The sequence below is a fragment of the Escherichia sp. XD33 genome (assembly GCF_019375075.1).
GTDB lineage: Bacteria > Pseudomonadota > Gammaproteobacteria > Enterobacterales > Enterobacteriaceae > Enterobacter > Enterobacter flexneri_A.
Window position 1 is genome coordinate 26,042 of the sequence record NZ_JAENDM010000040.1, and the last position, 12,320, is coordinate 38,361.

19 protein-coding genes and 1 pseudogene are annotated in these 12,320 nt (G+C 48.0%); 6 read left to right on the forward strand and 14 right to left on the reverse strand.

Features of this window, described 5'->3' with window-relative positions; translation table 11 throughout:
* The first annotated feature begins 10 nt into the window (after positions 1 to 10).
* Both K0778_RS19010 and K0778_RS19015 read left to right on the forward strand, forming a co-directional pair.
* Complete coding sequence (locus K0778_RS19010) at positions 11 to 1,192, forward strand: S49 family peptidase (RefSeq protein WP_000952983.1); 1,182 nt, start codon at positions 11 to 13, stop codon at positions 1,190 to 1,192.
* Position 1,193: 1 nt separating this feature from the next.
* On the forward strand, positions 1,194 to 1,925 hold the full coding sequence (locus tag K0778_RS19015) for a nuclease-related domain-containing protein (RefSeq protein ID WP_000338612.1): 732 nt from the start codon (positions 1,194 to 1,196) through the stop codon (positions 1,923 to 1,925).
* Positions 1,926 to 2,211: 286 nt separating this feature from the next.
* Here K0778_RS19015 and K0778_RS19020 read toward each other — a convergent pair whose 3' ends face one another.
* The 11 genes from K0778_RS19020 to K0778_RS19070 all read right to left on the reverse strand — a co-directional run bounded on the left by K0778_RS19020 (position 2,212) and on the right by K0778_RS19070 (position 8,629).
* The gene (locus K0778_RS19020; RefSeq protein ID WP_000210769.1) at positions 2,212 to 2,565 is read right to left on the reverse strand and encodes a hypothetical protein; all 354 of its coding nucleotides are present in this window, start codon (positions 2,563 to 2,565) and stop codon (positions 2,212 to 2,214) included.
* Positions 2,566 to 2,630: 65 nt separating this feature from the next.
* A complete protein-coding gene (locus K0778_RS19025) occupies positions 2,631 to 2,915 on the reverse strand; it encodes a hypothetical protein (protein ID WP_001032029.1) in 285 nt (94 codons plus the stop codon).
* Positions 2,916 to 3,271: 356 nt separating this feature from the next.
* The gene (locus tag K0778_RS19030) at positions 3,272 to 3,574 is read right to left on the reverse strand and encodes a hypothetical protein (protein WP_000442694.1); all 303 of its coding nucleotides are present in this window, start codon (positions 3,572 to 3,574) and stop codon (positions 3,272 to 3,274) included.
* Positions 3,575 to 4,006: 432 nt separating this feature from the next.
* On the reverse strand, positions 4,007 to 4,375 hold the full coding sequence (locus K0778_RS19035) for a hypothetical protein (RefSeq protein WP_000537761.1): 369 nt from the start codon (positions 4,373 to 4,375) through the stop codon (positions 4,007 to 4,009).
* Positions 4,376 to 4,539: 164 nt separating this feature from the next.
* On the reverse strand, positions 4,540 to 5,076 hold the full coding sequence (locus K0778_RS19040) for a hypothetical protein (protein ID WP_000800252.1): 537 nt from the start codon (positions 5,074 to 5,076) through the stop codon (positions 4,540 to 4,542).
* 67 nt (positions 5,077 to 5,143) lie between these two features.
* Positions 5,144 to 5,581 carry a hypothetical protein gene (locus K0778_RS19045; RefSeq protein WP_000286107.1) on the reverse strand — a complete coding sequence of 146 codons (438 nt, stop codon included), beginning with the start codon at positions 5,579 to 5,581 and terminating at the stop codon, positions 5,144 to 5,146.
* Positions 5,582 to 5,625: 44 nt separating this feature from the next.
* Positions 5,626 to 5,922, reverse strand: coding sequence for a hypothetical protein (locus K0778_RS19050; RefSeq protein ID WP_000744346.1), 297 nt, complete (start codon positions 5,920 to 5,922; stop codon positions 5,626 to 5,628).
* 120 nt (positions 5,923 to 6,042) lie between these two features.
* Positions 6,043 to 6,321: a hypothetical protein gene (locus K0778_RS19055; protein ID WP_000953953.1), complete on the reverse strand. Its 279-nt coding sequence runs from the start codon at positions 6,319 to 6,321 to the stop codon at positions 6,043 to 6,045.
* 184 nt (positions 6,322 to 6,505) lie between these two features.
* A complete protein-coding gene (locus K0778_RS19060; RefSeq protein WP_000710431.1) occupies positions 6,506 to 6,787 on the reverse strand; it encodes a hypothetical protein in 282 nt (93 codons plus the stop codon).
* Between the two features lie 65 nt (positions 6,788 to 6,852).
* Positions 6,853 to 8,037 (reverse strand): hypothetical protein, encoded by a 1,185-nt coding sequence (locus tag K0778_RS19065; RefSeq protein WP_001272970.1) that lies wholly within the window; start codon positions 8,035 to 8,037, stop codon positions 6,853 to 6,855.
* A 415-nt stretch (positions 8,038 to 8,452) separates the two neighbouring features.
* Entirely contained in the window at positions 8,453 to 8,629 is a 177-nt protein-coding gene (locus K0778_RS19070) for a hypothetical protein (RefSeq protein WP_001371930.1), read from the reverse strand.
* 509 nt (positions 8,630 to 9,138) lie between these two features.
* On the opposite strand from K0778_RS19070, the gene K0778_RS19075 reads away from it, so the two are divergent.
* The 4 genes from K0778_RS19075 (at position 9,139) to K0778_RS19090 (ending at position 11,441) form a co-directional block, all read left to right on the forward strand.
* Positions 9,139 to 10,083 carry a DUF5417 domain-containing protein gene (locus tag K0778_RS19075; RefSeq protein ID WP_000778030.1) on the forward strand — a complete coding sequence of 315 codons (945 nt, stop codon included), beginning with the start codon at positions 9,139 to 9,141 and terminating at the stop codon, positions 10,081 to 10,083.
* 96 nt (positions 10,084 to 10,179) lie between these two features.
* Positions 10,180 to 10,782: a hypothetical protein gene (locus tag K0778_RS19080; protein WP_001424602.1), complete on the forward strand. Its 603-nt coding sequence runs from the start codon at positions 10,180 to 10,182 to the stop codon at positions 10,780 to 10,782.
* Positions 10,783 to 10,841: 59 nt separating this feature from the next.
* Positions 10,842 to 11,192: a hypothetical protein gene (locus K0778_RS19085; protein WP_000743060.1), complete on the forward strand. Its 351-nt coding sequence runs from the start codon at positions 10,842 to 10,844 to the stop codon at positions 11,190 to 11,192.
* Between the two features lie 45 nt (positions 11,193 to 11,237).
* On the forward strand, positions 11,238 to 11,441 hold the full coding sequence (locus K0778_RS19090; protein WP_001015182.1) for a hypothetical protein: 204 nt from the start codon (positions 11,238 to 11,240) through the stop codon (positions 11,439 to 11,441).
* Between the two features lie 418 nt (positions 11,442 to 11,859).
* On the opposite strand, the gene K0778_RS27770 is transcribed toward K0778_RS19090, so the two are convergent.
* The 3 genes and pseudogenes from K0778_RS27770 to K0778_RS19100 form a co-directional block, all read right to left on the reverse strand.
* Entirely contained in the window at positions 11,860 to 11,979 is a 120-nt protein-coding gene (locus tag K0778_RS27770) for a type I toxin-antitoxin system Hok family toxin (protein ID WP_223165953.1), read from the reverse strand.
* Positions 11,927 to 12,037: pseudogene (locus tag K0778_RS27775) on the reverse strand (DUF5431 family protein); the annotation flags it as partial. The pseudogene K0778_RS27775 and the gene K0778_RS27770, both read right to left, overlap by 53 nt.
* 79 nt (positions 12,038 to 12,116) lie before the next feature.
* Positions 12,117 to 12,320, reverse strand: a 204-nt coding sequence (locus K0778_RS19100) for an IS3 family transposase (protein ID WP_077789370.1), incomplete at its 5' end; no start/stop codon positions are given.

Here is a 12,320-nt window from a genome sequence, read left to right on the forward strand (position 1 = left end):
AGGTGGTCAGATGTTAAGCAGTAAAAAAAGGAAGTCCCCTACAAATATCAAAGAATCGCTCAATGATAACGCTGACCGTTTTTATAAGATGTTTCGCATTCATACCACGGCAAAAGTTGCTATGTCGCTAATTGCCATGACCGCTGTAGGGTTTTCTTTCTACAATCTTTACGAACAATGGCAGGACGCTGAAGGGAAGAAAGACCATATAGCTGTAATACGGATTTCTGGCGAGATGGGTACCGGCTCGGAAACGGGCGATGGAACAGTGATCGCAACAGCTCTTGCCAAAGCTTACAATAATCCCCATGCCAAAGCAGTTATTATCGAGGCAGAGTCAGGTGGTGGTGGTCCCTCTGACGCCATCATTATTTACCGCCAGATAAACGCGCTTAAAAACCACCAGCCACAGATTGAACGCGTATCAGATGCCGGTTGCTCTCTTTCATCTGTAGCCGCTGACAAGAGTAACAAAACCGGGAGCACAGAACGTGGCGATGAAGCACGGTCGAAGCAAAACTCCCTCGAAGTACTCTCCAGCGGTACCGGTCGTTTTTTCTCTGATATCGCAGACTCATATAAACCAATCATCGTTAGTGTGAAAGGCATATGCGCATCCGCATGCTATTACGCGGTATCGCCCGCTGATGCAATTTATGCCGACAGTAATGCCCTGATCGGTTCTATCGGTGTGCGTATGGACCACTGGAATCTGTCAGAGATCATGAGCACAGTAGGCGTCAAGAATGAGCCCCTTACGGCCGGTGAGTTCAAAGATGCTCTTGACCCCTTCCACCCATTGTCCGATTCAACGAGGGAGTTCATGCAGAAGGAGATCCTGAACACGATGCATGAAAAATTTATAACTGATGTTGAACTTGGACGGGGTAAAAAGCTTCTCTCGCGTCATGATGCCGATGCTGTTTCTCTCTATTCAGGCCGTGTATGGCCAACACCTCAGGCAGTTAAGTACGGCCTGGTGGATGGAGATCTTACGTCAGTAGAGATCCGTACACGTCTTTCAAAAATGTACTCCACTGACACGTTCAAAAACTACAATGAGCCTCATCGTAATCTCCGTTCTGCACTCGGCATGCTGATGAGCCTGTCTTCAAATATTGAGAGCCTTACCGGTACCACTACCCGCTTGGTAGAATCTGTTAATGCCACCAGCTACCCCTCTGTGAGGTAACATGGATGCTTTCAATCTGCTGTGGAGCATTACGGGGGTAGCTTTCATTATCCTTATTTTCGTCGTGTTGCTGTGTCTGTTGGGTTTTATGACCTCTGCCATAGCGGAACGGCGGACTGCAAAGGCAATTGAATCTGGGCTTCCTGAAGAAGCTCAGGGGCTACTTAGTGATCTCACCTTTCAGTTGTCGGCTCATAGCACTACTCAGGTTGATCACATTCTCGTAGCCCCACATGGTATATACGTCATAGAGCAGAAAAACTACGTAGGCAAGCTCTACGGTACTCTGGAGGAAAGCCACTGGCGGAAATGGACTCAGTCCCGAACCCTCAAGTTGCAGAACCCGTTTAAGCAAAACCAGGGGCACATCAGGGCTATTCAGTCTGCTCTTAAGGCTAGAGAACTGGAATGTATCAATGTCGTCATCATAAACGGACGTTGTAAGTTTGATGGCATCAAGCCGGAATGGTTATGTATGGGGATGGACGATTTTATCCATAAAGTCAAACAACGACGAGGGCTACGGTTGTTCACACCGGAGTCTGTTCAGCACATCTGTTCGGTGTTGAAGTCAACAAGGAAGTCGCCAGGGCTCTATACGGACCTTACTCATATTCACAACATAACGACAAAGTACAAAGCCCCGATGAAATTCGAGCAACGAGTAACATACATTCTGCTCAACTTTATCCATTATCTGTGGGCAAGTCTGTTCACTAAGCAGAAGCCTTAGCGCTCTATCATTGGTAAGGCTGTAAAATGTCTGCAAAAGGCCCCATCGGTAAATTGTTGGGGCTTTTTCTTTGCGTAGTTCTGATACGGTTTATCCTGTGGAGCATTATGGCCACCAGCCAGCTGGTGACTGGCCAACGCTTTGTATGACGTAGCCTACTCAGGGCAGGCTATTTTAGAGGGACCGATTTTTATCCGGGCTAATTTAGAAAGAGATAATTTGAACTTAGGCGGGCTGACCACCAGCAGAGAGGTAAATCACTAGCCGGTGATATTGACAGAAGTCGTCAGGGGTTTAACGCCGGAATATTTTGCCAGGCCTCCTGCAAGGTCTGCAAGACTTCTACAAGTGATAGTGACGGCCACAGGACTGTTTCCGTCATTATCACTCCAGGTGGCTCGCACTCTACTGGTACCAGAATTAAAACAACACGAGTTCCTTTTACCTGGTAGGCAAGGTTTACTGCCGGTTGGCGGTAGGAGGCCAGTACACCCTCACCATATTGAGCAGGGTTACTTGCCCAGTTCCGCACCATTGCATACACCTGAGGCATATACCGACTATCCAGATCCCCTTTGGGCCGTCTGAACGGCACGATTTCTTCTGAGCGGTAGGTGGTCGTTGTTGTATTGGTTGTCATCTTTGTCACCTCCCCTGTTCGTCCATTTAGAGTTTTAAGCTGCTTTACACATCACACTCAACTGATTATTTAAGCTGGTCATCGTCTCTGGCCAGCATAGCCCAACCATTCGACTGGTTTTCGCGGGAGTAAGGATTCATTTCAAAATAACTATCTACCGCGTCGCTGTCCGCAACAGAACTGTTGTTAGCTCTCTTTGAACCCTGAACCACTACAGCATCAACCTCTGCGGCTTTCCCGTTGCGCTGTACCAGGATTTTAACCGTCTTGGGCTTACGTCTTGCGAGCAGTTTGTTGGCGATAAAAAGCACAACAATCCAGGCCAAAAGCACGTATAAAAATTTATTCATAATGCCCTCCTTTGTATGTGATTATTATACCTGCTTCCATTGCAGGCCAAACAGGTTCGGTGTATGAAAAATAGACTTCTCTCCGGCGTATAGCAATCTACTTACTGATCTGTTTTCGTATCAAACTGTATGGCATAACCGAGGGGCGTACGTGGTGAGTCAGAAAGTTACTTTTCCGTAATAGTTAATTTCAGATCCTTCTTCCAGTTACGCTTCAGTATAAAACCGATACCCTCTAATTCAGCATCCTTCACGTTTAATACGCTTCACTTTAAGGCAGGGCTTTTCGGTTGATATGAATTCTTTTTCCGGTTGCTGGACATGGGTTTCATCCTGATAGTTAAAATTGCAGGCTATCAGTCACCACCACCACCTCCTCCTCCTCCTCCTCCACCGCCACCATCACAACCACCAGCTATGCTATTTTCACCATTACAATCACCTCCGAGGGGGTTCAAATGGCTGCTCCCCTGTAGATGGTGTCCTTGCCAGATCGAACCCGAACCAGCGCCTCCTGAGCGTCTTTGCTTGCCCTGAGGCAATTGTGCAGGCTCACCAGCACCGGCGGTCCCAAAAATGTCCCGGGCAATTTTATAAAGAAGGTAAAAAGGTACGCCCAGCATCATAAAAAAGATTACTGAAAATATTACACGTTCCATTGATGATCTCCTGTCTTGTGAGAGACCAGTTATATCAGGGTGATTCAGTATTTCCGTTTAGAAAAGAGTACTAATTTGGCCCTGTTCGATCTTAATTTGCCATCCGGGAAAAAGTCATAGGGATAGGCCTGCCAGAGTCAATAACTTCCAGTGATCTGGAGGAGACCCCGGCTCTCTGAGCCCTCATGGATGGTACGGCTTTACCCCCTGTAAACAGATTCACGTTCCGCAGGACAAACATCGACTACTGACGTCTCATATTTGCTGACGCTAATCCGACGTCTCATTGCCGTCTGCTTGTTTTCTTTAAAGGGTGTATTAGACGAATATCAAATCGGAATGGTAGGGGATGTGTGGGCACCATGCCCGGCCCTCTTTGAGCATCTGAGAGATTGGAGACCTAGCCGGGTAAGATAGCTACTTTCTTACGGGTTACCCTTCAAATCCAAAGACGAAACGGACGCTGCCGTTCTCCACGTGGAGACGCTTTACTTCTTCGACAAATTCCTGGATCACCTCTCCGGCGTTATCGGGTGGTATGGCTGACAAAATTTCTTCCGAAGTCAGCCATGAGTATGAATGTTCACCGAATAAATCATCATCTTCGGACGGTATATCATCAGGTAATCCGCGTAATGCGTGGATAAAAACTGCTGATGTGCTCGCCCTTTCACGATCTACATCAAATCCGAGCCAGGCAAAGTGGAGATATGATCGGTCCCCTTTATAATTGCTTGATAAATTAATCCATTTACCAGGCTTTTCTTCCCTTTGAAATCGCCAGCAGATATCAACGCCCATTAAGAAACTCCATTACTATCGTTCGTATGAGATAACTATCATTTCAGAATACTATGACTTCTTCCCGTATAGAACTAATCGCTCACGCCAACTGGGCGAAGCCAACCGGTTCCGCCACTTCGCTCATTGGTTTTTAGGCGTAAGCACTGAAGCCAGTCTCCATGCTAACTGGCGAGCCTGCGAAAGTCAGACTCGTTGTTATAAAGCGGCATATCGTAAGCGGTGTCTGAAATGAACATGCGGATCTGCTCAAGCGTCATGCCACAATGAAAACGGTTTACGCTCACATTGGCCCGGGGGAAGTCAGCACAAAACGCATTCAAAACATTTTCATGGACAATGCCAATGTTGATCAACGCAGCTGGCCCGTTGTCACGGAAGGATACGACACGGAATCCCCCATACCAGCCTGAATGGGAGAAAAATGAAAATGCGCCGGATGCCAGACCATTAGACAGGTCATAGCGCAATTTCCCGCACAGAGACTGGCTGTCTTTGCTGTACACGCGATTAATGAAAATACCGGGACCAACTTCTACCGGCTGCTTGTTGCTTGCTAAACACGGAAAGCCCACCAGCGAAACCTCCCTTTCTCCTGACCAGTTTACCTGATACCCGGCAGTGAGAAAGTCCGTCAGTTCTACGCCAGAAAGAGCATTAATGGCCGCGATATCGGTAGTCAAAATATTTACGTTTTTCATATTCATCTCATCTTTATTCTAAAGTGCGTTTTTTGTCTATCAGCCCGAGGATTGAAAATTTGAATATTTAATGTGACAGATAAATACCTGTCACTTTTTCAAAAACAGCCTGTAATTGAATATCGAGAGAGTTCATTTTAAAATCCACCAGCTCAGCTTTATTATCGCAAACCAAATAAAAATAGGAGTCAAATGCGTCTGTATCTTCATCTTTAAAAATACGGAAGGAATTAATTTTATCATGCCCTTCAAATTCGGCATGAATACCATAGCGAACCGAGCCGTCATCGAACTGAACAACCCGTCGTACAGAATTAATCCGGACGTACTGTTTTAAGGCCCTCGCGAAATCGGCATTTAACGCCAACGCTCGTAAGATTGAATCAGCGGTTTCATTCTGCTTTTTACGATCGTATTCAAATATCCCACAGCCGGTGTTACGAAAGACCGGCTGAAGAGCATTAACCAGGTTGAAGGAATCCACGTTTCTGTCGTTTCTGTACATGAGATATCTCCTGCCCCTCCGCTATACGAAGGGGCTTGATAGGGTTACTGCCAGGCTGCGATCACTTCTTCGCACTGGAAATGAGATAAGCACTGCTGGAGTAGAAGAGCCAGCACCGCTGTGTTAGGGACGCGATTGTTACACCACGCGTTGAAAAGCAGCTGCCATGGACCGGCATAATACCCGGCCAGTTTCTTTTTTTGTTTAGCTGTACGGCAGCGGGAAATGGCCTGCTGATAAAGGCTTTCATTCTCATCACCAGCCCGTTTTTGCAGAGTGCGATAAATATACGAATAAAGACTGTCAGAACAGTTTGAAGCGTACGCCAGTTGTTTTTTCATAATACCTCCTGTTTAGAAGTATTATATGTAAACAGCCTCAGCGGCTAATAACCCGTAGCAATATAATTTGCATTTTTTCTATTTCTGAAGACGCTTTTTAAATTAATATTTACTGAGTTATCACAACTTATTATTCTTCCCGTCTGCTGTTTTATTAATCCCCCAGTTAGTAATCACGCCAAGTCGGCGCAATTTTTCACGTTGTTCATAAATAAAAAAATCGCCAAGGCAGTCTTTTAAAACTTCACTATCCTGATATTTTATTTTTTGAAGCATCCTCGCAACTATGGCGCGTTTCAGGAATATGGCTGCATCAGACTCAAGCATTTGTGAGGACTGTCTGACGGTCTCCTGCATGTCGACGATACTGCTGAGCTTTCGTCTGACCACGCTTAGCATAGTGTCCGGGAACCGCTTAGCGGCTGAATGTAACCCGCAACAACGTTACGCATTGTTTTACTCACTGCAATTTTCCATTTAAGTCTGTTTGTTCCACCAGCTGCTAACATCAGCGTTATTCATCCTGAGGTTTCGCCCGCGATTGACAGATCAGAGGCAGCATGGATGAAATTGCCAGAGTAGATCACTGCATACGCGAATAGTGGTTTGTATTCAGTTCTGCGTTTGCCTGCTTTTCCAGTGCTGTCATAACCCGGCGGAGCATCGCCAGAGCCTGAACAGGCGAGCTCCCAAACTGCACTTTCACTTCAGCCGTATCATGATCCTGAATCAGGTCGAGTATATTCACTTCGATCCCTGCCCCGTTTTCATCTTTTGCCGTGCACTGAATACTTACCCGGGTCACCGAATCCGTCAGGACTGGCAGTGGGTTAGTTTTGTCTACGTTGATAACAGCCTTCTTCATTGCCCTGTTTCCCCTTGTCCTGAAAAAGTTACCGACCCGTCCGGATGGAGGGGTCGGTCAGAAAATCATGACTGTCCCTTGTTCATCTTATCAGCATGCTTACGCAGGTACTCTTTCAGGTCAGCATGAGCGTTGATGATATCGTTCATTTCATCATTGGTCAGAACAAGCGTGTAAGTATCAGTACTGACAGATTCACCTTCTTTAAGCTTGGCTTCTTCAGCAATACGTTCAAAAATCGGGATCGCGGTGTCTGCAATGACGGTCACAGTCTTTTTGTTCAGAACGCTGGACATGGAAGGTGCTTTACCTGCCGGGTTCTGTTTAGGAGCGCTGTCCTTTGGAGCTGGAGCCGGTTCCTGTACCGGTGGCGTATCCAGCGTCTCCGTATTGCTTTCATCGTTCAGTTGATCCGGTACCGGGGTGTTATCGGTAGTATCATCTGCCGGTTGCTCAGCACCGATGTTTTCCGGAGTCTGCGGATCTGCCATGCGCTCTTCTACCTTGGCAGCTTTGACGAATTTCAGCGTGTTTTTCGTCGCCTTGCCATAGATGGAGATCGCTTTGTTGATGTTATCTACCGCATCCTCACCGCTGTACATATACTCGTCCAGTGCAACGTACATGCTCACCTGATCGCTCACAAGCATGGTCTGTAGTTCAGAAGGCAGGTCCAGTACGCGAACCATCTGGCGAAGATGCTGCTCTGATTTACCACGTTTTTTTGCCAGTTCCGCAAAGGTCTTAGGCTCTTCTTTATCTTCAACCAGACGCTTAATTGAAAGCGCTTCAGCTACGACAGACAGCGCCAGGTTGGAGTTGCCGGTCAGGGTGAAGAGTTCTGCTTTTGAAGCGCTACCGCGAAACTCTTCGCAGCGAATACGAGTAATGCGTTCACGCCCTTCTGCTTCCAGCTGGCGGTTTGCAATAGCGATGGAACGGATACGGCAAGCCCCCTGACGCAGTACAGGTACGCCATTAACCATCTGAACAACGATAGGCGTCACGCTGAACGGGTCTTCCATGTAGGCATCGGCCAGGCTGTTCAGGTGTTCCACAACGTGAGGCATTGAATAGTAGAGCTCGCCCATACCGGCCGTGCGGGTGTTAAAGCCTTCCTGCTCTACAACAACCGAAGGGTCAATGATAAGGCCGTTGCCTTTACGGGCACCGTTACCAGTGCGTTCCAGGTAACCACGAAGGCTGATTTCGTTGCTGTTGTTTTTTACTTCAGTTTCGATTGCGGACATTTTTGTTCTCTTTTTTGGTTGGTTGTTTAACTGCGCTACAACACAACAATACCAGGTTCGACATTTTTCCTAATAGGTTGCGGAGAAGAAAAAGTAACTTTTTTTAAAAATTTTCCTGAGGCAATACTACTCGATCCGTCCGTTTTAAATCTTCACAACAGTGGGCCGTTTTTACGTTTAAGCAAAATAACTGGTTCAGAAGGTGACTCAGAGAGAAAAGTTACTTTTCCGGTTGTCTGGGCCAGTGATGGGAGAGTGGCAGGACAGGAATGGCTAAACCGGTGCGGGTCTCTTGTAAGTCGCAGGGGATTCAGGAGATATAGAGGTAAACTGGTACGTTCAGTTTTTGGATTGAGCCGGGCTTTTGGCCCGGGCTTAAGGAAGCAGAAATTTGAACGAACTGGCAGGTAATGCTTTATGCCGCCGACAGCTGGCCGTCAGTGCTTTGCTGTTCTGGTTTGACAGTTGGGGGATAACCGGCAGTTAGCCGCTGGCATTCCGCATCACAGAAAGCCCTGAGGTTGCTGAAGACGGACTCCATGAAATCAGCATGAGCATACGAGTCTACAGGACGTGTCTTGTTATCTTTCATCTTGTTCTCCTCAATCATTATTAAAACCAGCGGATTTAGTTTCTGGCGCTCCATCTGCTGACCGGCTTTCCCAGAGAGCAGCGATGTGTCGGGTTCTTTTTCTCATTTTATCGTTTTCATCGGGCCCATCCGGGCGTATAAGAGACCGATTTGGCATGTTTAGGAAACGTACTGGCGTAATTAAAAGCTGAGGTTGGATTTGGAATAAAAGGATGCTTTTCCCGTTTGTCGGGTCTTTCGCCACCGCTGCACGATGATTCTGTCAGGCATTCTGCGCCCTCCCAGGCTGCACATCTGGAAACAAGCGTTGGGATGTTCCCTTCCCCTGCTCACCGTAGAAAGATCGGCAAGTCCCGACGGTCGTTCCGTACGAGCCGGGTCCAAATAATGAATAAATAAAACGCCGCTTCAATTGTATTGACAATAGAAGTCAGGAGGATCATAGTGTCATTCATGGTGCGGCTTTCGCACCACCGCCCCGGCGGTACCGGGCAGAACTGGAGTACCTCATGAAACTTTCCCGTCAGACGACTTCTGATACTTCTGTTGATGGCCGTTCACGCGCATATGCCTGGGGCCGTGTCCATTATTTCATTATCGAACATGCACCAATGGCTGAGCTGGTCGCTATTGACGAGCTGCTGGAAAAAGCTGGCTGGAGCAATGACGGCTGTCCGAACTATGAGAAAGATGACGAGTTTGGTAATGCTGGTTACAGCTGTGGTTACTGGATCGATATTGACAGCGTGGGAAGCTTCAAGGCTGACTACAAACGTCTTAAGGGGGAGATTAGTGCGCATATCGCCTCAAAGGCGGCAGAGGTGGAGATCCGCGTACTGGACTCGATGTCCGACAAAGAATGTAAAGATGTTGCCTCGGTGGCATCTACTGTTCGCCGTGACTTACGTACGCAGTCCGAATCGCTTCATTCACTGCGTACAATCGTAACGGTTGATCATTACAATCCCTATGTGACCACCAGCCGCCCGCTGAGCATTTCCGCCTGGACACTTATCCACGACTGTCTGAAAACAGGCACCATCAATGACGTCTGTTCACGGTTGAGTTCATTAATCCTGCACTCTGAAGCCGCGATTGCCCGTTGTAAGGGAAGCTCCGACTACTCTTCGGAACACGCTCAGCTATCGTTTTTTGCTGGTAACGACTATGTCACCAGACGCACCCTTGTTGATGCAGCTCACGAAGAGGCTCTGCGAATGAACCGCCGCTTTGATGAACGCATTGCAATGAACGCGGATTCTGATGCCAGAAGGCTCCAGTGCGAATTCAACCTTAGCAACCATGTCGTACAGCGTAGGACCGTTGAATCTGCTCATATCCAGGCACTCAATGAAGACGTCACCCGTTCACAGGCGGAACCACGCTGCCCTGGAAAGCTTCTTCTGAATATGACCAGTCATGAGGAAGTGCGGGACTCACTGAGCGCCTGTTAGTCCAGCGACACCCCCTGCGGCTCTACTACCGGGCCGCAGTCTGCTCCTGCCCAGATGGTGCCAGTGGTGTAATGAATTTGTTTAATAAGGCTAAGTATGATGAATAAAGAACAACTAATCGACAAACTGGAACGCGTGGTATGTGGTCAGTACTCCTACGAAATGCAGGAGCTTGCGTATTCGGCCCTCTGCTGCATTAAAGGCACCCCGGACGACTGCGCTAAGTTCCCTGTTACGCGTCCGCTGCCTGACACCTTAGTGGACGTATGGGACGAAATCGGGCAATACCTTGGCACAGGCAAAGCCATTGAAACTCGCAGTTGCGGCGTTTCGCTTCTGCTTCATGGACACTGCTACGATTCAAATCATGTGCTTTACTGGCGCAATGCTGGCGCACTTCCAGCAGCTTGCGATACGCCACTGGCTGGTGGGTCTCGCAAACTGTTCACCTGCTCAGCCTGTGGAGTGGACGGTCTGGATGAACCACCTGAAACCAGTTGCCACTGCTGCACAGAGGGGGCCCACTGGGTTGAGAGCAGGCTCTTCACCTCCGGGCAGGCAGACCCTGAAGAATTTAGACCCGTGGCGGTCGTGAAAGAGTGTGCAGGCTCAACGCCGGATGATCGGCTCATCTGGAGTGTGATTGAACAGCTCAACGGCGAACTGGCGGAAGGCGATAAACTATTTAAGCGACGCTGACAGATCACGGCAGCATTTATAACAGACGAACTCCAGAATAATTTAAAGCAACCATGAACATGAAAAAGCCCAAAGCTGCATTACAGAATGCCATGAAAGAAGATGTGCCAGCTGTGACACAGATTCAGATGCGATCTACGGTTTCCAGAAAGGTTCGCTATGTAAAACAGGCAAATCGAGAGGGTCTGAAATTATCTGAGTGGATGTCGCGGCATCTCGACGCTGTCTGTGATACCGCAGATGAGATTCATAAAGGCAAACGCTCAACTCCGGTTGCGCCTGGGAAGATTCCCCCAGAGGTATACCAGGTGATATACGATCAGTGCGGCGGGTTCGTGGAGTGTGATGCTAATGCCCAGGTTATCTGGGAAGCCTGCCGTAATGCCATTCTTAACGGAGACAAAGGGTAAACGGCAGGTATCGCCTGTCATTTTACCCTTGTGAGGACAATACTGATGAACCATGAGAGCCGAACTGTATACCTGAACACGGCCATTGAGGCCCTGCTGAAAGCTGAGGCGGCTCTGAACGATCTGGCATTAGCCTATGAGCTTAAACCTGATGAAAAGGCAAGCGCATGCCATCCCAGAACCGGCACACTTTCCACTGCGTCCCAGGTAAAAAAACTCCGCCGTGTCCTTGAGAAGCAGAAGGTATGAAGGGCTGCATCAGCCAGGCCCGGATATAAATACATGCTCTGCCAGGTGAGTACCACTGCCCGGTAGCCGAATGATAAGTTTTGATTTCACGGTTGCAATTTCTCCCTCTGGCATCACTGCTCCACGATGCACCCCGATCAGCTTAGCGTCTGAAAATGAAGATGCACCGGACCTGCATGAAGCGGAACGGTGCCCAGCTGAGTGTTTGTGGGCACAATGAACCGCAATTTCATGATGGGAATGAAAGATGGCTGGTGGCCCGCTGATATGAACGCTTACCCTGCATAACGTTACTAACCACAATCTTTTCACTAAAAGAAAAAAGGGTTCCTCCGCTTTAGAGGAACCCTTTCAAAAGGTGCCGATGGCATACTAATCCACACCCTGAAAAGAGGGGGGTTGCCCCCCTCTTTGTCAGCTACTTACCGGATTCGTAGGCCAGGATAGCAAATACCTCCCTTGTTCCGTCTTTCATCCGCAACTCGCAAAGCGAGTTTCGTGTGAGCCAGGTGAATATCAACAGCGTTAAACAAACTATTAATATGCACAAAACAATGGGTTGGTTCGGCATTTTCATGGCCTTCTTCTCCTTGCATTTAAGCAGGCAAGAGGCTACGCTGTGTGTGACTAGCATACAGGGGCCTCGGGTTGTACTGACCCCAGAAAGTTGGACAGTTAAACACGAGGCATATAGGTCTGATTCCGATATTCAATTGGAGTCAGACCTTTTAATTTCAGGCTAATTCTTCTGCTGTTGTAGTATTCAATATATTCCGTAACAGCATCCTTCAGCTCGCTTATATTACTGAACTCATCAAGATAAAAACACTCCGACTTTAAGGTTCCAAAGAAACACTCCACCACAGCATTATCCAGACA